General features: G+C 75.7%; 19 protein-coding genes. 7 read left to right on the forward strand and 12 right to left on the reverse strand.

What is annotated here, in order from left to right; all coding sequences use genetic code 11:
• Nucleotides 1-20: 20 nt before the first annotated feature.
• Entirely contained in the window at nt 21-626 is a 606-nt protein-coding gene (locus tag ACFC0B_RS30230; RefSeq protein ID WP_376092792.1) for a hypothetical protein, read from the forward strand.
• 28 nt (nt 627-654) lie between these two features.
• Here ACFC0B_RS30230 and ACFC0B_RS30235 read toward each other — a convergent pair whose 3' ends face one another.
• Nucleotides 655-954, reverse strand: a complete 300-nt coding sequence (locus tag ACFC0B_RS30235; protein WP_376092795.1) for a trypco2 family protein — start codon at nt 952-954, stop codon at nt 655-657.
• Between the two features lie 166 nt (nt 955-1120).
• On the opposite strand from ACFC0B_RS30235, the gene ACFC0B_RS30240 reads away from it, so the two are divergent.
• Nucleotides 1121-2641, forward strand: a complete 1521-nt coding sequence (locus ACFC0B_RS30240) for a peptidoglycan-binding protein (RefSeq protein ID WP_376092797.1) — start codon at nt 1121-1123, stop codon at nt 2639-2641.
• Nucleotides 2642-2731: 90 nt separating this feature from the next.
• Entirely contained in the window at nt 2732-3070 is a 339-nt protein-coding gene (locus ACFC0B_RS30245; protein ID WP_376092800.1) for a nuclear transport factor 2 family protein, read from the forward strand.
• 566 nt (nt 3071-3636) lie between these two features.
• On the opposite strand, the gene ACFC0B_RS30250 is transcribed toward ACFC0B_RS30245, so the two are convergent.
• From ACFC0B_RS30250 to ACFC0B_RS30290, 9 genes are all read right to left on the reverse strand, one after another.
• On the reverse strand, nt 3637-4896 hold the full coding sequence (locus ACFC0B_RS30250; protein ID WP_376092803.1) for an LPXTG cell wall anchor domain-containing protein: 1260 nt from the start codon (nt 4894-4896) through the stop codon (nt 3637-3639).
• 98 nt (nt 4897-4994) lie between these two features.
• On the reverse strand, nt 4995-6077 hold the full coding sequence (locus ACFC0B_RS30255) for a glycerate kinase (protein WP_376092806.1): 1083 nt from the start codon (nt 6075-6077) through the stop codon (nt 4995-4997).
• Nucleotides 6074-6928 carry a sugar phosphate isomerase/epimerase family protein gene (locus ACFC0B_RS30260; RefSeq protein WP_376092809.1) on the reverse strand — a complete coding sequence of 285 codons (855 nt, stop codon included), beginning with the start codon at nt 6926-6928 and terminating at the stop codon, nt 6074-6076. Before ACFC0B_RS30260 ends, ACFC0B_RS30255 begins: the two co-directional genes overlap by 4 nt.
• Nucleotides 6925-8082, reverse strand: a complete 1158-nt coding sequence (locus tag ACFC0B_RS30265; RefSeq protein WP_376092812.1) for a dihydrodipicolinate synthase family protein — start codon at nt 8080-8082, stop codon at nt 6925-6927. The genes ACFC0B_RS30260 and ACFC0B_RS30265 overlap by 4 nt, the downstream gene beginning before the upstream one ends.
• A 114-nt stretch (nt 8083-8196) precedes the next feature.
• Entirely contained in the window at nt 8197-9348 is a 1152-nt protein-coding gene (locus ACFC0B_RS30270; protein ID WP_376092815.1) for a Gfo/Idh/MocA family protein, read from the reverse strand.
• Nucleotides 9349-9437: 89 nt separating this feature from the next.
• On the reverse strand, nt 9438-10418 hold the full coding sequence (locus ACFC0B_RS30275) for a hydroxyacid dehydrogenase (protein ID WP_376092947.1): 981 nt from the start codon (nt 10416-10418) through the stop codon (nt 9438-9440).
• 116 nt (nt 10419-10534) lie between these two features.
• Nucleotides 10535-11440, reverse strand: a complete 906-nt coding sequence (locus ACFC0B_RS30280) for a carbohydrate ABC transporter permease (RefSeq protein ID WP_376092818.1) — start codon at nt 11438-11440, stop codon at nt 10535-10537.
• Complete coding sequence (locus ACFC0B_RS30285; protein WP_376092821.1) at nt 11437-12384, reverse strand: carbohydrate ABC transporter permease; 948 nt, start codon at nt 12382-12384, stop codon at nt 11437-11439. The genes ACFC0B_RS30280 and ACFC0B_RS30285 overlap by 4 nt, the downstream gene beginning before the upstream one ends.
• A complete protein-coding gene (locus ACFC0B_RS30290; protein ID WP_376092824.1) occupies nt 12381-13733 on the reverse strand; it encodes an ABC transporter substrate-binding protein in 1353 nt (450 codons plus the stop codon). The genes ACFC0B_RS30285 and ACFC0B_RS30290 overlap by 4 nt, the downstream gene beginning before the upstream one ends.
• A 325-nt stretch (nt 13734-14058) precedes the next feature.
• Here ACFC0B_RS30290 and ACFC0B_RS30295 point away from each other — a divergent pair, with 325 nt between their 5' ends.
• A complete protein-coding gene (locus ACFC0B_RS30295) occupies nt 14059-15990 on the forward strand; it encodes a DUF2264 domain-containing protein (protein ID WP_376092827.1) in 1932 nt (643 codons plus the stop codon).
• Between the two features lie 6 nt (nt 15991-15996).
• Nucleotides 15997-16779 carry a sugar phosphate isomerase/epimerase family protein gene (locus tag ACFC0B_RS30300; RefSeq protein WP_376092830.1) on the forward strand — a complete coding sequence of 261 codons (783 nt, stop codon included), beginning with the start codon at nt 15997-15999 and terminating at the stop codon, nt 16777-16779.
• A 46-nt stretch (nt 16780-16825) separates the two neighbouring features.
• Here ACFC0B_RS30300 and ACFC0B_RS30305 read toward each other — a convergent pair whose 3' ends face one another.
• A complete protein-coding gene (locus ACFC0B_RS30305; protein WP_376092833.1) occupies nt 16826-17941 on the reverse strand; it encodes a substrate-binding domain-containing protein in 1116 nt (371 codons plus the stop codon).
• 259 nt (nt 17942-18200) lie between these two features.
• On the opposite strand from ACFC0B_RS30305, the gene ACFC0B_RS30310 reads away from it, so the two are divergent.
• Nucleotides 18201-20000, forward strand: coding sequence for a beta-galactosidase family protein (locus tag ACFC0B_RS30310; protein ID WP_376092836.1), 1800 nt, complete (start codon nt 18201-18203; stop codon nt 19998-20000).
• Between the two features lie 163 nt (nt 20001-20163).
• Nucleotides 20164-21228 (forward strand): substrate-binding domain-containing protein, encoded by a 1065-nt coding sequence (locus tag ACFC0B_RS30315; RefSeq protein ID WP_376092839.1) that lies wholly within the window; start codon nt 20164-20166, stop codon nt 21226-21228.
• Nucleotides 21229-21300: 72 nt separating this feature from the next.
• Here the strand turns inward: ACFC0B_RS30315 and ACFC0B_RS30320 are convergent, their stop codons facing one another.
• Nucleotides 21301-23790, reverse strand: a complete 2490-nt coding sequence (locus tag ACFC0B_RS30320) for a tetratricopeptide repeat protein (protein ID WP_376092843.1) — start codon at nt 23788-23790, stop codon at nt 21301-21303.
• Nucleotides 23791-24181 lie beyond the last annotated feature (391 nt).

The following is a 24181-nucleotide window of genomic DNA, read 5'->3' on the forward strand; positions in this document are numbered from 1 at the left end:
GGGAGGGGCACACTGGGCCGATGCTGGAGTTGCTGCCGGGGACCGGCGTGGTCCTGCCGGACGGAGCCGGGACGCTCAGGTTCGGGATGACGGCCGAGGAGGCCGGTGCGGTGCTCGCGGCGACACCGGGCGGCCACCGGTCGAGGCAGTGCATGACGCTGACCCGCCGCGACTACGCGGAGCTGCGGCACGCCCATGACGCGTGGCTCGGCGGCATCCTCTTCGACCACGCGTGGAACACGGTCGCCTCCTTCGGCGGCGTCGTGCTGACCGTCGCCGCCGGAGGACCCGGCCGCGCCGACCGCCTCACCCTGGTCGCCGTCGACGCCGCTGCGTCCGCGCGCACGCCCGCGACCACCGAGGTGGTGTGGGACGGGGTCGACCTCTTCGGGCATCCGGCCCGGGACGTCGCCTCCGTGCTGCCGGGGCCCGTCCACCCGTCCTGCGCGACCGCTGACGACATGACGGTGCCCCGGCTGGGCCTGTGGCTGCGCCGGCACCCGCGGGCCGCCGACCGCTGGTCGCGACTGACCCTGCTCGACACCCCCACCGGGTGGGACCGCTGCTGCGCGGGCACGTTCGCGTGCACGCGGGGAGGGGACGGCTTGGCGGGCATCCTGGGCTGACGAGTGGGCCGCACGGGCGGCGTCGGGGTCACCGCTCCTGGGGCAGGGCCTCCCCGGAGACCTCCGGCCGCCGACCGGTCGCGGCGACACGCGGGCGCAGGGTGAGCTTGATGTGCTGGGTGTCGGTGCGTCCGCGCGCGGCGTCGCCGCCCAGCTCGACGACCCAGAACCGCACCTTGGCGCCGGCCTGGCCCGAACGCTCGACCGCCATGGAGACCTCCAGTTCGATGTCGCCCAGTTCGAACGCGATGGCCTGGCCGGCGGCGTCGGCCACGGCTGTCTCCAGCTGTCCCCGCAGGTCGCGGATGACATCCGACAGTTCGATCATTGGTCGCTCCAAGGTCGACTCGGGTGGGGGAGGCGGGCTCACTATAGGACTTCCCGCAACCGCGCATGAAGCTCCACGGCGAAGGGCAACTCCCGGGCATGCGAGTCACGTTGAGACTTCATGAGGCCTGGTCGGGCAGCAGTGCCCGGGAGGCGGGGACAGGGCGATGACAGGGCTGCGCGGCGAGCGGGCCGCAGAGGTGATCGTCCGGCACACCGACGACCGGCAGACACGCGGCTCCGGCTACCTGGTCCGCGACGGGGTGGTGCTGACGGCCGCGCACGTGGTGCGGCTCGCCGCCCTCGTCACGGTGCGCTTCGAGGCCGACCGGCCGGCGCAGTGGAGCGCGCGGGCACGCGTCCTGTGGTCGGACGCGCGGGTCGACGCGGCCCTGCTCGCCCTGGAGCCGGCCGAAGGCGAGGACGGCGACGGCGGCGACCACCGGGACGACGGCGACGGCGGCGACCACCAGGACGACGGCGACGCGCGGCGCGGCACCGGACCGGGGAGCGAGGCGAACGGCCACGCCCGCGCCGAGGGCGCGCGCAACGGCGGACGGCGCGTCAGGCCGGCGCGCTTCGCCGCGGTGCGCGAGCGGGACGCGGGCCTGCGCGCCAGCGCGCTCGGCTTCCCCTTCTTCAAACGGCGTGCCGACCCCGGGGGCCTCACCCGGTACCGGGACTCCTGCCACGCCCGCGGCGAGATCGCGCCGCTGGCCGACCGTAGGGAAGGCACCTTGGAACTCCGGGTCCAGGAGCCCGAACAGGACCCGGACCCGAACCGTTCGCCCTGGGAGGGCATGTCGGGATCGGCCGTGTGGGCGCACGGCCGGATCATCGGCGTGGTCTCCCTGCACCGCCGCGAGGAGGGACTGGGCACCCTCACCGTCAGCCGCGCCGACACCTGGGCCGCAGCGGCCGACGAGGCCGGCCGCGCTGCGCTGCGCGCCGTCGGCGTCACCACCGCGCTGCCACCGGCCGCACCCCGGTGGCGCGACCCGTGGCTGCTCCTGGGGACCGGGACCGGGGCACTCGTCCTCGCCCTGACCGCGTGGCTCGTCACCGACCGCCTCACCGCACCCCCGGCCCTGCGCTTCCGCGTCGTGGGCGTCTGCAACCAGCCCGGACAGAAGCTCGGCAACGAGTCGTCCGGGTTCACGCCCAGAGGGCGCTACACCAACGAGATCCGTTCACCGGACGGCAACCTCGTGCCGCTCGGCACCCGCGAGAGCAACATCGCGGCCGAGAACGGCTCGCTGCACTGGCAATGGCCCTGCGCCCGCACCGACGCCCCCGGGACCTACCAGGCCCGCGTCACCGACGAGACGACCCACCGGCGCACCGCGTGGGCGTCGTTCACCGTCCTGCCCTACGCGCCGTACAGCTGCGAGTTCCGCGAGGAGAACGGCCGGTGGTTCGCCGGTCTCAGCCGGACCACCACCGCCCTGCTCCCGCCCCCGACCCCCGGGACCGGCATGGACGACGTCGCCGAGGCCCAGTGCCTCCTCCAGCGCCTGGGATTCGACCTCGGGAGAGGGAACGTCGACGGCTGGTACGGCGAGCGCACCAAGGAAGCCGTCGTCGCACTCCAGCAGCAGGGCGGACTGACCGCGGACGGCCTGATCGGGCCGTCCACCTGGCAGCTGCTGCGCACCCGCACGCCCACGCCCACGCCCGCGGGGAGCTGACGGAGGGGCGTTCGCCGTCGGCCTGGCCCGATGGCGCCCGGGTGTGTCCGAACCGCGCGGTAGCCTCCCGGAAGCGGACAAGGAGACCGAATGGACGAGAACCCCGTGGCCGTCGTCGAGGCGGCCTTCCGCCACTACCGGTCGCAGGACCGGGACGCGGCCCTGCCCCTGTACGCCGACGACTTCACCTTCACCAGCCCGCAGGACGACCGCATCGACCGGGCCGCGTTCTTCCGGCGCTGCTTCCCCACCGCCGACCGCTTCACGGAGCAGCGGCTGCTGCGCGTCACGCCCGCCGGGGACGGGCTCGTCTTCGCCTACTACGAGTACGAGCCGGCGACGGGCGGCCGCTACCGCAACGTCGAGGCGATCACGGTGCGGGAGGGGCTGATCCGGGAGGTGCAGGTGTTCTTCGGCGGGTCGGTCTGAGCGTTCTCCCCCGACGGGCCGGGCGTGGCGGGGGAACGCCCGTGCAGGCCGGCCCGTCCACGGCACGCGGACGCGGCATACCGGCGGGCGGTACCGCGCGGTTGCCGTGGGGCGGCCGCGGTGTGTGCCCGGGGGGCGGGAGGCCGTGCTGTCCCCGGGCGACTTCGTCATGTGGAGCTCCTCCCGCCCCTGTACCGGTCAGGGGAGGAGCGGCGTCGACGGCGGGCGGTCGCGCGGCATCGTGCCGCATCTGCCGAGGAGGCTCCTGCCCGTTCTGCCGCCGGCCGAGTACCGGCGGATGCTCCTCGACGGGAACACCCCGGCACCGCCGACCGGTCGAGCCGCGCCACTGTCGCGGGCAAGGACAAGGAGGTCTGCGCGCCGATGCCGTGCGAGAGGCAGTGGATCAACCGCGCGGTCGAGGTCCTCGCCCGGGACCGCGTGCGTCCGGGAGGACCCGGCACTTCGTCCGCCCCGGGGAAGGGAAGGCGCCCGGCCCCCGCGCGGGGCGGGGCCGGGCACCGGTACTGGCGTCAGACGCGGCTCAGGAGCGGCTCAGGTGCGGCTCAGGAGCGGCGGTCCCTGCGGCGGGCGCGGCGGAGCACGGCGGCTCCGGCCCCCAGCGAAAGCGCCCCGGCGAGCAGCAGCGCCGGCGTCCTGCTTCCGGTCTCGGCGAGTTGGCCGCCTCCGCCGCCGGGTCGCGGCGTGGGTGCGGGGTGGTGGCTCGGGCCTCCGGTGGGGGAGGGGGCGCCGGTGCCGCCGTGGCTCGCGGTGTGGGTGGGGCTGGGCGTGGACGTGGCGGTCGTGGTGGTGGCGGTCGGGGACGGGGTCGGGGTCGGGGTCGGTGAGGGGCTGGTGGTGGCGGTCGGGGACGGCGAGGGTGAGGGGCTGGTGGTGGCGGTCGGCGAGGGGGACGGAGTGGCGCAGGCGTGCTCCTCGATGCGGACCTCGCCGTCGCCGCTGCGCGCTCCGGTGGTGAAGGCCGCACCGGCGGGACCGAGGCTGGAGCCTCCGCCGCCCCCGCCGGCGTCGAGCGTGCTGCCCGTGGAGGAGCCGCCGGCTCCGCCGCCGTGAGCCCCGCCGCCGCCTCCACCGCCGGTTCCCATGTGGATGTCGCCGACGTTGACGGCCGCGTCGCCGCCGCGGCCGCCGACGGCGGCGCCGCCCGGAGAGCCGTCGTGGTCGGAGTCGGAGGTGGCGGTTCCGCCCGCGCCTCCCGCGCCGCCGTGGCCGCCGGATTTGCCGCCCTTGCCGGCCTGGGCCGCCCCGGTGTCCGCGCCGTCGGTCCCGTCCTGTCCGCCGTCACCGCCGCGTCCGGTCCCGTTGTCGCTGAAGCTGCCGGCGCCGCCGCCTCCGCCGCCGGCGATGACCAGGGCGGTGCCGGCGGCCGTCACGGTGGTGGCGCCGCCGCCCCCGGCGCCGATGGCGCCATTGCCGGGGCGGTGCTCGGCGGTCGCGGACCCTCCTTGCCCGCCACCGCCGTAGCCGCCGTGGGCCATGCTGTCGGGAACGAGGAGGTCGCCGCCGCTCCCCGCCTGGCCCACGTCGACGGTGAGGACGTCACCGGCGTGGACCTGGAGCGTCGCCCGGACCTCGCCGCCCTTGCCGCCGGGCGAGCCGTAGACGGCGCTTCCGCCCGCGCCTCCGAACGCGTCCACCGCGATCTCGCAGACGCCCGCGGGAACGACGTACTGTTCGGGCGCGCCCGTGTAGGCGAAGGTGCGGGTCCCCGCGGCGGCCGCGGTGTACTGGGGGGAGCAGACGAGCAGGGCCGCCAGCGCGGCGGAGGTCGCGAGGCCGGCCTGTGCGTAGTGAGCATTTCTCATACGAACCGTTTATGTGACCCGAGGCTTCCGTCACGGGCACCACGCGGCGGCGTCCGGGTGAACCGCGGGGCCGACGCCTGCGGGCACCGGCCCCGCGGTCAGCCGGCCGTCCGCGCGCGGGCCAGGCGGGCGCCGGCGGCGGTGAGCCAGTGGGCCGCCCGGTGGCGGGCGTCGGCCGGGTCGCCGGACAGCCCGGTGAGGGTGAGCGCGCCGGGGCCGGAGGCCTCCCCGGCGACGACCCGGGAGGGGACGCCGGCCCGCTCCGCGCGGGTCAGGACCTCGCCGACCGCCTTGCCGAGCAGGCTGGTGCGGTCGAAGCGGCCCTCGCCGGTGATCACCAGGCCGGCCCCGGTGAGGGCTTCGTCGAGGCCGGTCAGCTCGGCCACCGCCGCCGCGCCGGGGACCACCTGCGCACCCCAGGCGGCCACCAGGCCGTAGGCGGTGCCGCCGGCCGCGCCGGAGCCGGGGAGGGCCGGGTCGCCCCCGAGCAGGTCGGCGAAGCGGCGCAGCCCCGCCTCCAAGACGGCGATCCGGGCCGGGTCGGCACCCTTCTGCGGCCCGTAGACCGCGGCCGCCCCGGTGGGGCCGAGCAGCGGGTTGGTGACGTCGGTCAGCAGCCGGACGCCGCCGGGCGGGGCGGCGCGCAGCGCGGTGCGGTCGAGCCGGGCGGCCCGGGTGAGGGCGCCGCCGCCGTCCGGGAGGTCGGCGCCGGTGTCGTCCAGCAGCCGCAGGCCGAGGGCGGCCAGCAGTCCGGCGCCGCCGTCGGTGGACGCGGAGCCGCCGAGCGCGACGGTCACCTGCCGCGCGCCGGCGTCCAGCGCGGCGGCGATGGTCTCGCCCGTGCCGCGGGTGCCGGCGGTGAGCGGGGCGAGGGCGCCGCCGAGCAGCGGCAGGCCGCCGGTGTCGGCGAGTTCGACCAGCGCGGTGCCGTCCGGCAGCAGCGCGTAGCGTCCGGTGACCGGCCCCCCGTCGGGGCCGGTGCAGTCGGGGACGAGGTGCGGGACGGCGCCGGGGAGGGCCGCCGCGAGCGCGTCGAGGGTGCCCTCCCCGCCGTCGGCCATCGGACGGAGCAGCAGCTCGTCGTCCGGCCGCACCGAGCGCCAGCCGGCGGCCAGCGCCAGGGCGGCGTCCCGGGCGGTGACGGTGCCCTTGAAGGAGTCGGGCGCGACGACGACCCTCACGGCGAGGCCAGGTGGGTCAGGTGCCGCTCGATCAGGGTGCGCAGCGTCAGCTCGCCCGGGGTGTCCCAGATCTCCTGGTTGAAGATCTCGACCTCGATCCAGCCCTCGTACCCGGCGGCGGTGACCAGGTCGGTGAGGGCTCGGAAGTCGATGTGGCCGTCTCCGACGTGGCCCCGGCCGAGCAGGGCGTCGGCGGGCAGCGGCAGGGTCCAGTCGCACACCTGGTAGGAGGCGATCCGGCCCTCCCGGCCGGCGCGGGCGATCTGCTCGGGCAGCGCCGGGTCCCACCAGACGTGGTAGCTGTCGACGACGACGCCGACCTGCCGGGCGGGGTGCGGGGCGGCGAGGTCGAGCGCCTGGCCCAGGGTGGAGACCACGGCCCGGTCGGCGCAGAACATCGGGTGCAGCGGCTCGATCGCCAGCCGCACGCCGAAGTCGCCCGCGTGCGGGGCGAGTTCGGCGAGCAGGTCGGCGACGGCGGCGCGGGCGCCGACCAGGTCGCGGCTGCCGGCCGGCAGGCCGCCGACGACCAGCACCAGGGTGTCGGTGCCGAGTTCGGCGGCCTCCTCGACGGCCTGGAGGTTGTCGGCGAGCGCGGCCCGGCGCCGCTCGGGGCCTTCGGCGGTGAGGAAGCCGCCCCGGCAGAGGCTGCTGACGGCGAGTCCGGCGTCCCGGCACAGCTTCGCGGAGCGGGCCAGGCCGGTCTCGGCGACCTTGTCGCGCCAGAGCCCGATGGCCGGGATGCCGGCGTCCACGCAGCCCCGCACGGCCTCCGGCAGGCTCCAGCCCCGGGTGGTGATCTGGTTGAGCGACAGCCTCGCGAGGCCGTTCGCCGCGTCGGCGCCGCTCATGCCGCCACCCCCGCGACCGCGAGCAGCCGGCGCATCCGGTCGGCCGCGAGGTCCGGGTCGGGGAGCACCCCGGCGGCGTCCGCGAGCCGGAACAGTTCCACCAGGTGGGGCACCGAACGCCCGCTCTGGGCACCGCCCACCATGGTGAAGTGGTCCTGGTGGCCCGCCAGCCAGGCGAGGAAGACCACACCGGTCTTGTAGTGGAAGGTCGGTGCGGCGAACAGGTGCCGGGCCAGCGGCACGGTCGGCGCGAACAGCTCCTCGTAGCGGTCGAGGTCGCCCTCGTCGAGCGCCCGCAGCGCCGCCGCGGCGGTGGCCGCGATCGGGTCGAAGACGCCCAGCAGGGCGTGGCTGTGGCCGCGGTCGTCGCCGCGGATCAGCTCGGGGTAGTGGAAGTCGTCGCCCGTGTACATCCGCACGCCGGCCGGCAGCGCGCGGCGCAGGGCGATCTCCCGGTCGGCGTCCAGCAGGGAGATCTTGATGCCCTCGATCCGGTCGGCGTGCGCGCCGATCAGCTCCAGCACGGTGGCGGCGGCCGCGTCGAGGTCGGCGGAGCCCCAGTAGCCGGCCAGCGCCGGGTCGAACATCTCGCCGAGCCAGTGCAGCAGCACCGGCCGCTCGGAGGCGGCGATCAGCCCGCCGTACACCTCCAGGTAGTCCTCCGGGCCGCGCGCGGCGGCGGCCAGGGCGCGGCTGGCCATCAGGATCGGCTGCGCGCCGGCCTCCTGGACGACGGTCAGCTGCTCCTCGTAGGCGGCCCGGACGGCGTCCAGCGGGTGGGGGCCGGGAGCGAGCTGGTCGGTGCCGACGCCGCAGGCCAGCAGGCCGCCGCAGGCGCGGGCCGCGGCCCCGGAGCGGGTGATCAGCTCGCGGGTGGCCGGCCAGTCGAGGCCCATGCCGCGCTGGGCGGTGTCCATCGCGTCGGCCACGCCGAGGCCCAGCGACCACAGGTGCCGGCGGAAGGCGAGGGTGGCGTCCCAGTCGACGGCGGCGGGTGCGCCGGGGGCGTTGTCGCCCAGCGGGTCGGCGACCACGTGGGCGGCGGCGAAGGCCGTCCGCGAGCGGGCGGGGGCGGGTGGGGCGGGCGGAACCGCCTGGACGGCGGGCTCGCGCAGTCGGAGCCGGCCGTGGCCGGGCAGGTCGATCTCGGTCATGGTGTCAGCGCATTCGTCTCGTCGGCGGGTGGCTTCGGGGCGGTCGGACCCCCTGCGGTCGGTTCCCCGGCGGCCGGGTGCCCGGTGGCCGGCCCGGATGCGGCCGGCGGGCCGTCACAGGGACAGCTCGGGGACGTCCATCCGGCGTCCCTCGCGGGCGGAGCGCAGGCCGAGTTCGGCGAGCTGCACGCCCTTGGCGCCCTCCAGCAGGTCCCAGTGGTACGGGGAGCCGGTGGTCACGTGGCGCAGGAAGAGCTCCCACTGCGCCTTGAAGCCGTTGTCGAACTCCTCGTTGTCCGGCACCCGCTGCCACTGCGCGCGGAACGGCTCGGTCGCCGGCAGGTCCGGGTTCCAGACCGGCTTGGGGGTGGCCGCGCGGTGCTGGAAGCGGCACTCGCGCAGCCCGGCGACCGCGCTGCCCTCGGTGCCGTCGACCTGGAACTCCACCAGCTCGTCGCGGTCCACCCGGACGGCCCAGGAGGAGTTGATCTGGGCGGTGATGCCGCCCTCCAGCTCGAAGACGCCGTACGCCGCGTCGTCGGCGGTGGCCCGGTAGACCTGCCCGCGCTCGTCGGTCCGCTCGGGGATGTGGGTGGCGGTGTGCGCGTACACCGAGCGGACGGGGGCGATGATGCCGTCCAGCACGTAGCGCCAGTGCGGGAACATGTCGAGGACCATGCCGCCGCCGTCCTCGGCGCGGTAGTTCCAGGACGGCCGCTGGGCCTGCTGCCAGTCGCCCTCGAAGACCCAGTAGCCGAACTCGCCGCGCACGGAGAGGATCCGGCCGAAGAACCCGCCGTCCACCAGCCGCTTGAGCTTGCGCAGGCCGGGGAGGAAGAGCTTGTCCTGCACGGCGCCGTTGCACACGCCGGCGGCGCGGGCGAGGCGGGCGAGGTCGAGCGCGGCCTCCAGCGACTCGGCGGTGGGCTTCTCGGTGTAGACGTGCTTGCCGGCGGCGATCGCCGTGCGCAGCGCGCTCTCCCGGGCGGGGGTCACCTGGGCGTCGAAGTAGATCTCGGCGAGCGGGTGGGCGAGGGCCTCGTCGAGCGAGGTGGTCCAGTGGGTGAGGCCGTGCCGGTCGGCGAGGTCCTGGAGCTTGTCGGCGCTGCGGCCGACCAGGATCGGCTCGGGCCACAGCGTGTCGCCGTCGGCGAGCGGCAGGCCGCCCTGGTCGCGGATGGCCAGGATGGAGCGGACCAGGTGCTGGCGGTAGCCCATCCGGCCGGTGACGCCGTTCATGACGATGCCGATCACCCTGCGGGGCATGGGGGTTCTCCGATTCGTTGTTGGTGCGGGGAGCACGTGGTGCGAGGGGCGTGGTGCGGGGCCGCGCGGCACAGGGGCGCGGCGCGGGATCACGCGGTGCGGTGTTCGTCCTCGGCGAGGACGGGGTGGGCGAACGGCTGCCCGGCGGTGTAGCGGGCGAGCTCGTCGGCGGCGGCGGCCGCCATCCGGTGCAGCTCGCCGCCGAGCGAGCCGGCCACGTGGGGGGTGAGGAAGACGTTCGGCAGCTCGTAGAGCGGGGAGTCGGCGGGCAGCACCTCCGGCTCGGTGACGTCGATGACGGCGTCCAGGCGCCCGGAGGCGGCCTCGCGCAGCAGCGCCTCCTGGTCGACCAGGGAGCCGCGCGAGGTGTTGACCAGGGTGGCGCCGTCGCGCATCAGGGCGAGCCGGCGGCCGTCGATCAGGTGCCGGGTGGCCGGCAGCTCGGGGGCGTGCACGCTCACCACGTCGGAGGCCGCGCAGAGCTCGTCCATCTCCACGGCGCGGGCGCCGAGCCGGGCGGCCTCGGCGGGGTCGACGTACGGGTCGTGCAGCAGCAGGTCCAGGTCGTGCGGGCGCAGCAGTTCCATCACCCGCCGGCCGATCCGGGAGGCGCCGACGATGCCGACGGTGCGCCGGTAGTTGCCGGCCGTGGCGTACGCCAGCTGCCAGTCGTACGGGGCGCGGCGGCGCCGGTACTCCTCGCGGATCGGCAGCAGCCGCTTGTTGGCGAGCAGGACGACGGCGACGGTGTACTCGGCGACCGGCAGGGCGTTGGCCCAGGCCGCGGAGGTGACCTGCAGGCCGCGGCGCCAGCAGGCCTCGGTGACGTGGTGCTTGACCGAGCCGGCGGCGTGGATGACGGCGCTCAGCCGCGGGGCGGCGGCCAGCACCTCCTCGTCGATCGGCGGGCAGCCCCAGCTGGAGACGATCACCTCGGCGTCGGCGAGTGCCGCGCGGGCCCCGGGGGTGGTGAAGTCGTCCAGGACGAGCGCCGGGTCGAGGTCGGCCAGCGCGGTGAGCCGGGCCATGGTGTGCGGGTCGATCAGGCGCCCGGCGAGCTCGCGGTGCATGGCGAGGACGGCGCGGGGGCGGCAGGCGGGCCGGCCGTCGGGCACGGTGGTCTCCCGGTCGGGCGTAGGGGCGGACGCGGCGGCGGCGCCGGTCGCGGCGGTGGCGGGGTTCGGGTTCACTTGACGCTCCCTGCGGTCAGGCCGGCCTTCCAGTGCCGCTGGAGCAGCACGAAGGCGAGCACGAGCGGCACGACGGCGAGCAGCGAGCCGGTGATGACCAGCGGGTAGTACTCGGGGAAGGCCTTGGTCTGGGCGTTCCAGCTGAACAGGCCGAGGCTGACCGGGAAGAGCCGGTTGTCGGAGAGCATCACCAGCGGCAGGAAGAAGTTGTTCCAGATGGCGGTGAACTGGAACAGCAGCACGGTGACGAAGCCGGGCATCACCATCCGCAGCCCGATCGACCAGAAGGTCCGCAGCTCCCCGGCGCCGTCCATCCGGGCGGCCTCCAGGACCTCGTTCGGCACGTAGCCGGCGCAGAACACCCGGGCCAGGTAGACGCCGAAGGGGTTGACCAGCGAGGGGATGAAGACCGCCCAGAAGGTGTTGACGATGCCGAGCTCGGAGGCCAGCAGGTACATCGGCAGGGCGAGCGCCGTGGTGGGCACCAGCACGCCCAGCAGCACCAGGCCGAACAGCTTCTCCTTGCCGGGGAAGCGGTAGACGTGGAAGGCGTAGCCGGCCGCGACGCACACCAGCGCGCACAGCAGCGAGCCGATCCCGGCGTACAGCAGCGAGTTCAGGTACCAGCGGAAGTAGATGCCGTCGCCGGTGGTGGCCAGGTCGCTCAGGTTCCGGCCGAGCTGGAAGTTGTCGGCGCCCAGGGCGTTCCCGCCCAGGAGGTCGGCGGTGTTCTTCGCGGAGGCGGTCAGCAGCCAGCCGAGCGGCCACAGGGTGTAGACGGTGGCCAGGACCAGGGTGCCGTTGACGGCGGCCTTGGAGAGCGTCCAGGGGCGGCGCGGCCGGCCGGCGCGGGCCGGGGGGCGGGGCGGGGCGCCGCTGGGGCGGGTGGCGGTGGTGGTCATGCGTCGGCCTCCCGGCGGCGTTCGGAACGGCCCCGGGTGAGCCGGGTGACGGCGAAGGAGAGCCCCGCCGCGGCGAGGGCCAGCAGCACCGAGGCGGAGGCGGCGAGCCCGTAGTCGTGGCGCTCGAAGGCGGCCGTGTAGGCGTACATGTTCGGGGTCCAGGAGGAGGTGACGCCCGGCGAGGTGCCGTAGAGGATCATCGGCTCGGTGAACAGCTGGAGCGAGCCGATGACGGTGAACAGGCCGACCATGGCGATCGAGGGCCGGATCAGCGGCACCTTGATGCTCAGGGCGGTGCGCAGCGGTCCGGCGCCGTCGACGACGGCGGCCTCCAGCACCGAGCGGTCGATGGCCTGCAGGGCGGCGTAGAAGATGACCAGGTTGTAGCCGGTCCACTGCCACAGCGCCATGTTGACCACGGCGGGCAGCGGGTGGCCGAGCGGGTCGGGCTGGGTGCCCAGGGCCTCCAGCGCGTCCAGTACGGGGCTGATGCCGGGGGTGTAGAGGTACATCCACAGCAGCGCGGCGATGATGCCGGGCACGGCGTGCGGGATGAACAGCGTCAGCTGGAAGAAGCGCCGGGCGCGGGCCAGCGTGGAGTCCAGCAGCAGGGCCAGGACGAGCGCCAGGCCGGTCATCAGCGGGATGTAGATCAGGCAGTACTGGGCGGCGGTCAGGAAGCCGTCGCGGAACGCCGCGTCCGACAGCGCCCGGGTGTAGTTGCCGAGCCCGGTGAAGACCGTCTCGGCGTCGCCGAAGCCGAGGCCGGAGCGGCGTTCGGTGAACAGGCTGAGCTTGATCGCGTAGCCGATCGGGATCAGCGTGCACGCGGTGAAGAGCAGGAGGAACGGGGCGAGCAGCACGGCCGGTGCCCCGTACCGCCCGCGCCGCCGCCGGCCGGCGGCAGCGCGGGCGGTACGGCCGGGATGGGCGCCGGAGGTCACTGGGCGACCTTCAGTCCGCGGTTCTTGAACTCGGCGAGGGTGGCCTGCTGCGCGGCGGTGAGCGACTCGTCGATGGTGCCGGTCCGGCCGGCGACCTTGCCGAAGGAGTCCTTCAGCGTGCCGTTGGTGACGCCCATCGCCGGGCCCCAGGTCCAGCCCGGCTTGACGGACTTGGCGGCGTCCGCGTACAGGGCGTAGAGGTCCTGGCCGCCGTAGAAGTCGGTGTTGAAGGCCTGCTTGGCGACCGGCACCAGCTCGGTGGCGGCCGGGTACGCGGAGGAGGTGCCGGAGGAGATCCGGGCCTTGAAGCCGTCGGCGGTGGTGGTCGCCCAGGTGGCGAACTCGACGGCCGCCTTGGCCTTCTTGCTGTCCTTGGACACGGCGAAGGTGGTGCCGCCGAGCATGCCGCTGGCGGGGCTGCCGTCCCAGCTGGGCATCGGCGCGGCCGCCCAGGCGCCGTTGGCCTCGGGGGCGGTGCCGATGGTGGACTTGAGGACGCCGCCGCCCCAGGTGGCGCCGAGGTAGCCGGCCGTCTCGCCCTTCTGCAGGGACGCGGTCCACTGCTGGCTGAAGGACGGCATGACGCGCACGAGGTCCTCGTCGGCCAGCTTCTGCCAGTACTCGGAGACCTTGCGGGTCTCCGGCCCGGTCAGGTCGGCCTTCCAGGCCTCGTCGGCGGCGGCGAACCAGTGGGCGCCGTTCTGCCAGGCCATCGCCTCGAAGGTGGTCGGGTCGTCGGGGAAGAAGGTGGCGATGCGGGTGTCGGGCTGGGCGGCCTTCAGCTGCTGCGCCGCGGTGCGGAACTCGTCCCAGGTCGTGGGGACGGTGATGCCGGCCTTGGCGAAGAGGTCCTTGCGGTAGTAGAAGACCTGGGGGGAGGCGTCCAGCGGCAGGGCCCAGGTCCGGCCGCCGAGCGAGGTCAGCTCGACGGCCTGCGGCAGGTACTTGGCCTTGAGGTCGCCGCCGACCAGCTTGCTGATGTCCTGGACGGCGCCCTGGCTGACGAAGTCCGGCAGCTGCGGGTACTCGACGTTGAAGACGTCGGGGGCGTTGCCGGCCTTCACCGCGTTGGAGAGCTTGGCGTAGCCGCCGGCCGCGCCGGCCGGGATCTCCTCGAAGGTGACCTGGATGTTCGGGTGGCTCGCGTTGAACGCGGCGACCACGTCCTTGGTGCCCTTCGCCCAGCCCCAGAAGGTCAGGCTGACCGGCTTGCCGTCGTCCGCGGCGGTGGTCGCCGCCCCGTCGCCGCTGCTGCCGCAGGCGGCCAGCAGGGTGACGCAGAGCGCGGCCGAGGTGGCCGCGGCGGCGGCGCGGAGGGCTCTGCGCCGGGAGAGGGGGGTCGAGCGCATCGGTGGGCTCCTTAGGACGAGGGTGCGCGGGGCCCGGAGCGGTCGGCTCCGGCCGGGACCCGCAGAGGGTGGGGGCGATTGGCTGTCATCCTGAGCAGGTCGGCGATCGGAGTCAAGAGATTTGGATCAAATGATCTGACCTGATCGGCCTCCCGGACCCTCGGGGCCGCCCCCGTGACCACCGAAAATGGCGAAAAATCGGGGCAATGGGCCGCCGTGGCGGCAACATCACAATCCGATCAAGCCGCTCATTTGATCGCGTCAGCTTGACGAATGATCAGGTGCTGCCTAGATTCCGGCTCACCACCCGATCACGGAGGACCTCATGCGCCTGCCCCCGGAGGACCGCGACCTCAGCCCGCACACCGGCTGGACCAGGGAGCACTGGGAGGCGGCGGCCGACGGCCTGCTGACCGCGGTCCGCCCCTACGCCAGTCCCGCCGGGGCGCTGATCGACCTGCCCGGCCCCCGTCCGAGCCGCTCCGGGCGCCGCTCCGACGGCCTGGAGGGCTTCGCCCGCACCTTCCTGCCCGCCGCCCTGCGGCTGGCCGGCGCGGGCGGCGCCGATCCGCACGGCCTGCTGGCGCACTACGCCGCCGGACTCGACGCCGGCACCCGCACCCCCACCGGTGAGCGCGACCTCGCCGACGGCGACCGCGAGTCCTGGCCGCTGATCACCGACCGCGGCCAGGCCATGGTCGAGGCCGCCTCCATCGCCTTCGCCCTGCGCCTGACCCGCCCGTGGCTCTGGGACCGGCTGTCCGGACCCGTCCGCGACCGGGTCGGCCGCTGGCTCGCCGACGCCCTGCGCCGCACGCCCAACGACAACAACTGGCAGCTCTTCCCGCTGTCCGTCGGCGGCTTCCTCGCCGAGGCCGGCATCGCCGAAACCGAGGCCCGCGCCGCCGTCCGCCGCGGGCTGGAGCACATCGACCGCTGGTACCTCGGCGACGGCTGGTACACCGACGGCCGCCCCCGCGCCTTCGACCACTACAACGGCTGGGCCCTGCACCTCTACCCCGTCCTGCACGCCCACCTCGCCGGCGACCGGGCCCTGCGCACCGTGTACGGCGAACGCCTCGCCGCCCACCTGGCCGGCTACGCCCACACCTTCGGGGCCGACGGCGCGCCCGTCCACCAGGGCCGCTCGCTCACCTACCGCTTCGCCGCCACCGCCCCGCTCTGGGCCGGGGCCCTGACCGGCCACATCCCGCTCGCCCCCGGCACCACCCGCCGCCTCGCCTCCGGCGCCCTGCGGCACTTCCTCGACCGCGGCGCCGTCGACGACCGGGGCCTGCTCACCCTCGGCTGGCACGGCCCCGACCTCCGGCTCGTCCAGGTCTACTCCGGCCCCGCCTCCCCGTACTGGGCCGGCAGCGCCTTCCTCGGCCTGCTGCTCCCGCCCGGCCACCCGGTGTGGACCGCGCCCGAGGGGCCCGCACCCGCCGAGGAGCGCGACACCGTCCTCGCCCTGCGCGGGCCCGGCTGGCTGGTGCAGTCCACCGCCGCCGACGGCCTGGTCCGGCTGCACAACCACGGCAGCGACGACCAGCCCGCCGACGCCGTGGGCCCCGACGACCCGTACTACGCGCGGCTCGCCCACTCCACCGCCACCGGGCCGGCCTTCGAGGGCCCCGCCGACAACCACCTCGCCCTGCTGACCGGCGCCGGACCCACCGAACGCGGCCGCGTCCACCCGCTCGGCACCGGGCCCGGCTGGGCCGCCTCCCGCTGGCACCCGCGCGTCGGCGGCCGTGAACTGCCCGGCGTCACCGTCACCTCGCTCACCCTGGCCCACGGCGCCGAGGAGCTCCGGGCCCACCTGGTCACCGGCGGTCCGGCCGGCACCCCGGTCACCCAGACCGGCTGGGCCGTCGCGGGCGCGCGCACCGAGCAGCACACCGCCGCGGGCGTCCGGGCCGACGGCCGGATCTCCTCCGAGCTGCACCCCCTGCACGGCTTCACCGCCGCGGACAGCGCACGCGTCCCCGGCGGCACCGCCTTCGGCCCCGAGGCCGCCCTGCCGGTGCTCACCGGCGAGCTTCCCGCCGACGGCCCGGCCCTGTTCGCCTGCGCCGCCCGGCTCACCGCCGTCGCGCAGCCGCCGGCCCTCGCGGGCACCGCCACGCTGACGGCCCGGCCGGACGAGCGGGACCCGGAGGCCGTCCTGCTGACCGTCCGCCTCGCCGGCGCGCCGAGCCTGCGGATCCGCCTGGCACCGGCCGCCGTCACCGTCCACCCCGCCGAAGGGGACTGAACCGCCGTGCCCCTCGCCCTCGCCACCCTCGGCCTGCCCGGGCTGCCGCTCGACCGGGCCGCCGCCCTCGCCGCCGAGCACGGCTGGCACGGCCTCGAACTGCGCTGCGCCGCCGACCAGCCGGTCCGCCTCGGGCTGGACGCGGACGAACGCCGGCGCGCCGCCCGCCTGCTGTCCACCGCCGGGCTCCTCCCGCTGACCCTCGCCTCCTACGTCGGCGTCGCCGCCCCCGGGCCGGACGCGCCGGTGCTCGCCGAGCTGACCGCCCACCTTCGGCTGGCCGCCGACCTCGGCTGCCGCCACCTGCGGGTCTTCCCGCACGGCGGCCCCGGCCCGGCGGCCGAGGCCGACGAACGCGCGGTCCGCCGCCTGCGCGCGGCGGCCCCGCAGGCGGCGGCCCTCGGTGTGCGGATCCTCGTCGAGACCCACGACTCCCACCGCGCCGGGGCCGCCCTGGCACCACTGCTGAGCCGGGTGAACCACCCCGCGGTCGGCGCGCTCTGGGACCTGCTGCACACCTGGCTGGCCGGCGAGACCCCGGCACAGACCCACCGCGCGCTCGGCCCCCACCTCGGCTACGCGCAGGTCAAGGACGTCGCCTCGGCGGACGACCTCACCCCGCTGCCGCTCGGCACGGGCGTGCTGCCGATCGCCGACTGCCTGCACCTGCTGCCGCCCGGCACCTGGGCGGCCTGGGAGTACGAGGCCCCCTGGCACCCGCGCGCCGCGCCCCTGGCACCGCAGCTGGGCGGCGGGGCGCGGTACCTGTCCGCGCTCCTGCCCGGTTAGAGCCCGGCCGGTCGAGCCCGGAGCTCTCCGGCAGGCGCCGCGCCCCTCACCCCAGGGGCGCGGCGCCCGTCCGCGGTGCCGCCTGCTCGGCCCCGCAGGAGGCGCGCACGTGCAGGACCGGGAGCAGCGCCGTGCGGTGCACCGGCAGCTCGGCGCCCGCCGCCAGGCGGCGCAGCAGCAGGTCGACCGCCGTCGCGCCCACCGCGTGCTTGGGCGGGGCGACGGCGGTCAGCGGGGGCGCGGCGAGCGCGGCGAAGACGTCGTCGTAGGCGACCAGCGCCACGTCCGCGGGCACCGCCATGCCGTGCGCGCGCAGCAGCGGCGCCAGCCGCAGCGCGTCCTGGTCGTTGTGGACGAGCACCGCCCGGGTCCCGGACCGCACGGCCTCGGCGATCCGCGCCACCAGCGGCTCGGGATCGGCCGGCAGATTGCCAGGGCCGAGCGTGTCCAGCGCCGGCAGGTCGGGCAGTCCGAGCAGCCGGGTGCCCTCCCGGTACCCGGCCCGCACCTCGGCGGCCGTCCAGGAGTCGCCCCGGGCGGCCAGCAGTACGCTCCCGTGGCCGAGCCCGGCCAGGTGGCGCAGGGCGCTCAGCACCCCGTGCCGGTGGTCGGAGGCCACGGTGTCCAGCCCGGACCCGGGGCCGTCCGGGGTGGGGGAGCGGCGCTCCACCAGCACGGCGGGCACCGGCAGGGTGTCCAGCCAGGCGTAGTCCTCGGCCGCCCGGCCGGGGACCAGCCCTGGGGCCAGCAGCAGGCCCTCGGCGCCGGACTCCAGCAGGCGTTCGGCCTGCAGCCGGTCGCCGCCCGCCCCGTACGGGGCGATGCCCAGGACCAGCCGGGCCCCGGCGGTCGCGGCGGCGGCCCGGGCGCCGGCGATCACCTCGTCGAAGTAGGAGCCGACCGAGGGCACCAGCAGGCCGAGGGCGCGGCCCTCCCCGGGGCCGGGGGCGAGCGGCGGCCCGGCGCCGTCCGGGCGCTCCAGGGAGACGAAGCCGTGCGAGCGGGAGAGCCGGCCGGCGTCGGCGAGCGCGGCGACGTCGCGGCGGACCGTCACGGCCGGGATGCCCAGCCGGTCGGCCAGCTCCGTGAGGCGGACCCGTCCGCCGAGCTCGCCGACGGCCGACACGATCAGCCTGCGGCGCTCTTCCCCCGAGATGGCCATCCTGGCCTCCATCTGTCGTGCCCGCCGACGCGTCGTCCGGAAGCGGTCAGCCGATGATATTCCGATCGAAGAGTATCGTTCGATCGAAAATTGATCAATAATGCCGATGGTCGCCGATCGATTGACCGTGCGATCACCGAACTCCTAGGGTGACCACGGTGGCCGCCGCCGATCCGCCCGCAGCCACCCGCGCAGCCGTGCGCCCGGACCCACCGAGGTCCCACCCCCTCACTCCCGCTCCCCTCCCGCGGAGGACCCGATGGCCGACCAGGCCCCCCACCCCGCCCTCACCACCGACGGCGACACCTTCCTGCGCGACGGACGTCCGCACCGGATCGTCTCCGCCGCCGTCCACTACTTCCGCATCCGCCCCGAACAGTGGACCGACCGCCTCACCCGGCTGCGCGCCATGGGCGTCAACACCGTCGAGACCTACGTCGCCTGGAACTTCCACCAGCCCACCCCCGACCGCGCCGACTTCACCGGCGACCGCGACCTCGCCGCCTTCGTCCGCGCCGCCGGCGACCTCGGCCTCGACGTCATCGTCCGCCCGGGCCCCTACATCTGCGCCGAATGGGAGTTCGGCGGCCTGCCCGGCTGGCTGCTCGCCGACCCCGCGATGCGGCTGCGCCGCCTGGACCCGCCCTTCCTCGCCGCCGTGGACGCCTGGTTCGACCACCTGGTGCCGGTGCTGCTCCCGCTGCTCTCCTCCCACGGCGGCCCGGTGGTCGCCGTCGCCGTGGAGAACGAGTACGGCAGCTACGGCAACGACACCGCCTACCTCGAACACCTGAGGGACGCCCTGGTCGCCCGCGGCGTCGACGTCCTGCTGTTCACCGCCGACGGCGCCGAGGACGGCTTCCAGCTCGGCGGCCGGGTGCCCGGACTCCTCACCACCGGCACCTTCGGCTCCCGCCCCGAGGAGTCCCTCGCCTGCCTGCGCCGCCACCAGCCGGTCGGCCCGCTGGTCACCATGGAGTACTGGTGCGGCTGGTTCGACCACTGGGGAACGCCGCACCACGTGCGCGACGCCGAGGACGCCGCCGAGGTCCTCGACGCCCAGCTCGCCGCCGGCGCCTCGGTCAACATGTACATGGGCCACGGCGGCACCAACTTCGGCTGGTGGAACGGCGCCAACCACGACGGCACGACCTACCAACCGGACGTCACCAGCTACGACTACGACGCCCCGGTCGGCGAGGCCGGCGAACTCACCGAGAAGTTCCACCTCTTCCGCGCGGTGATCGAACGCCACCTCGGACCCAACCCCCACCCGCTGCCGCCGCTGCCCGCCCGCCTCGCCCCCCGCAGCGCCCCCGTCACCGCGAGCCGCCCGCTGCTCGGCGCCGACGGCGCCCTCGGCGAACTCTCCACCGCGCACCACCTCCCCGAGCCGCTCCCGATGGAGCGGCTCGGCCAGAACGTCGGCCTCATCCACTACCGCACCCGCCTGCGCGGCCCGCTCGCCCACGGCGAACTGCGCGTCGACGGCCTCGCCGACCGCGCCCAGGTCTTCCTCGACGGCGAACCCCTCGGCGTCCTCGACCGCAACCACCCCGAGCAGGCGCTGCCGCTGCGGGTGCCCGAGGGCGGCGCCGTCCTCGACCTGCTCGTCGAGAACCTCGGCCGGATCAACTACGGCCCGCTGCTGCACGACCCCAAGGGCATCACCGGCGGCGTCCGGGTCGACCGGCAGTACCAGTTCGGCTGGGAGGTGCGCCCGCTGCCCCTCGACGACCCGACGACCCTCGCCCTCGGCGCGCCCTCCACCGCCGACGGTCCGGGCTTCCACCGCGCCGAACTGACCGTCGACACCCCCGCCGACGGCTTCCTCGCCCTGCCCGGCTTCACCAAGGGCATGGTCTGGCTGAACGGCTTCGCGCTCGGCCGCTACTGGGACCGCGGCCCGCAGCGCACCCTCTACGCCCCCGCGCCGCTCTGGCGGGCCGGCGCCAACGAGCTGCTGATCCTCGAACTCCACCGCCCCGGCGACCGCGTCGAACTGGTCGAGGGCCCCGACCTCGGCCCCGTCGTCCCCGAGGAGCGCTACGGCTCCTGACCCCTGCCGCCCCGCGGGCGCGCGCCGGCCCACCGGCCCGTGTCCGCGGGGCCCCGCACCGGCCGTCCGTCCGCCCGGTGACCGAGTGGTAGGTTCCTGTCCACCTCTCCACCTCTTCTCCACCTCTCCACTTCGACAGACCGGCCCACCGACAGGGAGTGCCATGCCGATCCCGGCGGACGATCGCCGCGCCCGCATCCTCGACACGGTGCGCGGCCTGGGCACCGTCCGGGTGGTGGACCTCGCCGAGCGGCTCGGCCTGCCCGCCGTCACCGTCCGCCGGGACGTCGCGAGCCTCGCCGACGCGGGCCTGCTCCGCCGCACCCACGGCTCCGTCTCGTTCGGCGGCCCCGCGGACGCCCCCGCCCCCGCGCCGCCCCGGCCCGCCGAGGCCCCCACCCTGGGCCTGCTCGTCCCCGCCGTGGTCCAGTACTTCGACGAGGTCATCGCCGGCGCGCGCACCGCCGCCGCCGAGGCCGGCGTCCACCTGGTCCTCGGCATCTCCTCCTACGAGGCCAGCGCCGACCGCGTCCAGGTCGACCAGCTCCTCGCCTCCGGCGTCCAGGGCCTGCTGCTCGCCCCGAACTGGACCGCCGCCGACCGCCCCGAGGACCACGCCTGGACGGCCGAACTCCCGGTCCCCGCCGTCCTGCTGGAACGCCGCCCGGCTCCCGGCAGCCCCGCCGCAGCCCTCGACGCGGTCGGCTCCGACCACCGCCACGGCGTCCTGCTCGCCCTGCGCCACCTCACCGCCCTCGGCCACCGCCGGGTGGCCCTGGCGGCCCGCACCGACACCTGGACGGCCCACCAGGTCCGCCTGGGCTACACCGACGCCTGCCGCACCCTCGACCTGCCCGCCGAACCCGTCATCGACGTCCGCACCCCGGCCGCCGGCGTCGACGCCGTCGCCGCCCAGCTCGCCGAGGCGGTCGCCGACGGGGTCGGCGCCGCCCTCGTGCACAACGACCAGGACGCCCTGCAACTGCTGCCCCTGCTGCGCGCCCGCGGCGTACGGATCCCCGAGGACCTCGCCCTGGTCACCTACGACGACGTGTTCGCCGCCCTCGGCGCCCCGCCGCTGACCGCCGTCGCCCCGCCCAAGCGCGCCGTCGGCGCCGCCGCGGTGGACCTCCTGGTCCGCCGGCTGACCGCCACCGGCCCCGCCCTGCCGGTGCACCACCTGGACCTCCTGCCGGACCTGACGGTGCGCGAGTCCTCCGGAGCCTGACCACGGCCCCCGGGTGAGGCGGTGTCACGCCGGGAACACGGCCTACAGTCGCCCGGCCGCCGTTGGGCGGGTTCACCGCGCACCGTCCTCCGGCCGGTGCGCGGCCCATGCCGCGGCGGTGGCCGCCGTGGCGCGTCGGCGGAATTCGGCGGCGGCGTCGGGTTGTCCGTCGATGTCGAGGGTGTCGGCGGCGAGGACGTACGCCCGGGCGAGGGCGGTTCCGCACAGGGCCGGATCGTCCGTCAGACGGGGTCCGACGGCGAGGACGGCTTCGGCGGCGTCGCGCCACGCTCCCGAGGTGTCGGCGGGAAGCAGGGCGCGTCCCCGGTCGACCAGGATCCTCGCCAGCCACAGCCGCGAATTCGTTGCGTGCAGGTGCGTCGGCCCCAGCACCCGCGCCTGATCGTCCACCACGGAGCGCAGCAACCCGATGGCCTCGCCGAGACGTCCGGCATTCTGGTACGACACCGCGAGGTTGGCGCGCGTTCCGAGGGTGTCGGGGTGGTCGTGGCCGAGGAGGCGTTCGCGGTCGGCGAGGACCTGTTCCTCGATCGCGATCGCCTCGTCGGTGCGCCCCGCGTGTCTGTGGGCGGTGGCGAGGGCACCGCGGACGGTGAGGGTGTTGGGGTGGTCGTGGCCGAGGAGGCGTTCCGCGTCGTCGAGGACCCGCTCCAGCAGGCCGGTTGCCTCGTGGGTGCGTCCCGCCTCGCGGTAGGAGCTGGCGAGGTTGTGGCGGGTGGCGAGGGTGTTGGGGTGGTCGGGTCCGAGGACGCGTTGGCTGTCGGTGAGTACCTGTTCCAGAAGGTCGATGGCTTCGTCGGTGCGTCTGGCCTGCCAGTAGGACGCGGCGAGGTTGGCGCGCGCGGTGAGGGTGCGGGGGTGATCGTGGCCGAGGAGCCGTTCGTGATCGGCGAGCAGCCGCTCCTCGATGGCGATCGCCTCGGCGGTGCGTCCCGCCTGCCAGTAGGAGGTGGCGAGGTTGGCGCGTGCGGTGAGGGTGTGGGGGCGGCTGCGGCCCAGGAGCCGTTCGGCGTCCGCGGCGACCTGGTGCCAATGGGCGACGGCGGCGGCGTAGAGCCCCGCGGTGTTCAGACTCTTGCCCGCGGCGAACAACGCGGGGTGGGGGCCGGGGCGCCAGAGCAGGTCGCCGGCGTGCGTGCTGAGGGTGCTGGTGTTGGCGCGCAGGACGGCGGTGAGACCGGGAGCGGCGGTGTGCTCGTGCTCGGGCCAGATCTCGGCGAGGGCGTCGGCGGCGGCCCGGACGGTCGCGGGGGTGTCGGCGGCGGGGGTGGTCTCGCGGGCGGCGCGGGCGGTGAGGGCGTGCAGCCGGACGGCACGGTGGCCGTCGTGCGCGTCATGGGTGAGCAGGGCGTAGTGGTGGAGCAGCCGCAGCGCGGCGCGGGCCTGCTCGGGGGTGGCCGCTTCGGGCGTGGCGGTGCCGGCGGGCGGCGGGACGCGGTGAGCGGTGAGGTGGTCGGCGACGGCGGTGGTGGCCCAGAGGAGGTCGGGGTGGCCGGCGGGGTCGAGGTGTGCGGCGAGGCGGATGGCGGGCGTGGCGAGGCCGGCGGGTTCGCGCCTCTGGGCGGCGTCGAGGGCGAGAAGCAGGGACGTGGTGACACGGCGTCCGTAGCCGTCGGTGTCGGCGTCCGGCGGCAGGAGGCTGTCCAGCCGGGAGGAGCGGTCGGTGAACAGCCGGAGGTAGCGGGCGCAGTCCGCGTCCTCGTTGATCATGTAGGCGGCGGCGTGCGCGAGGGCGAGCGGCAGTCGGCCGAGCGTTTCGACGAGGTCCTCGGCGCTCGGGTCGAGCAGGTGGGCCGCACCCGCTGCGGTGAGGCGTTCGTCCAGGTAGGCGTGGGCCTCGCCGACGGTGTACGTACCGATGTCGACGACGGCCCGGCCCGCGCCCGACACGAGCGCGTCGCGGCGCCGCGTGGTGGCCAGCACCCGCCCGCTCTCGCCGGCGGGCGGGCGTGGCCACCACGGCCGGGCGCCCTCCAGATCGGTGAGGTCGTCCAGGACGACCAGCCACGCGCGGTCGGCGACGGCGAGCCAGTCCAGGAACGCGTGCGCGTCGCTCTCCGCGTCCTCCCCGCCCGCCGCGCGAGCTCCGACCGCCTTCGCGGCAGCGGCGTAGGCGGTGACGATCTGCGCGGTCTCGGCGGCGTTCACCCACACCAGCACGTCCACGCCCTCGGCGTGCGCGCGGTGGGCGTAGGCAGCGGCGAGCTGCGACTTGCCGACCCCGCCGCCCCCGGACAGCACCTGGGCGAGGACGACGGTGGCGTGCCGGGCCCGGGCCCGGTCGATCTCCTCGCGCAGACCCTCGCGGGGCTGGAACGCGGAGGCCAGCGGCGGCACCGAGCCCACCCGCACCGGCCCGCGGACGGGCTCGGCCGGTGCCGGGTGGTGGTGGGTGGTGTGGATGCTGATGTCGCGGCCGGCCTGGAGCACGTCTCCGTGCACCGTGGTGCGCTCGACCCGGTTCACCGTCTCCGCAGGACGCACCTGGTCGCCCTGGTCCACGGCACTGCGGGTGACGCCGCGTCCGTCGCCGTCCTGCACGGAGGATGACGCCCCCGGACCGGACCCGTCCGACCCGCCAGGTGCGGAGGTGTGCTCGCCGGGCTTCCTGCGCCAGGGCCAGGTCGGTGGAGGGGTCACGGCCGGCCTCCGCCCGGCCGGTCGACGTCGTCATGGCCCGGGTCCGCCGTCCATCGTGCCCGTCGACGCATCCGTGCCCGCCCCTCGTCAACTCCCCACCGGGGAAGCCCCCGTGGCCGGAAGTGTCCCACCCCCGCATCCGCGCGTGACGGAGAACCCCCGAACCGGGCCCCAACCGCACCGGCCAACAGAAGCGCGCCGGCGGGGAGGGCGGGCCGGGACACCTCGACGGCCTGATCGACTTCATCTGTCGTGTATCTGTCGGTCAGTCACATCAGTTGCTACAGTCCCT

Origin of the sequence: Kitasatospora sp. NPDC056184 (assembly GCF_042268405.1) — a bacterium.
In the GTDB taxonomy this organism is placed as follows: Bacteria; Actinomycetota; Actinomycetes; order Streptomycetales; family Streptomycetaceae; genus Kitasatospora.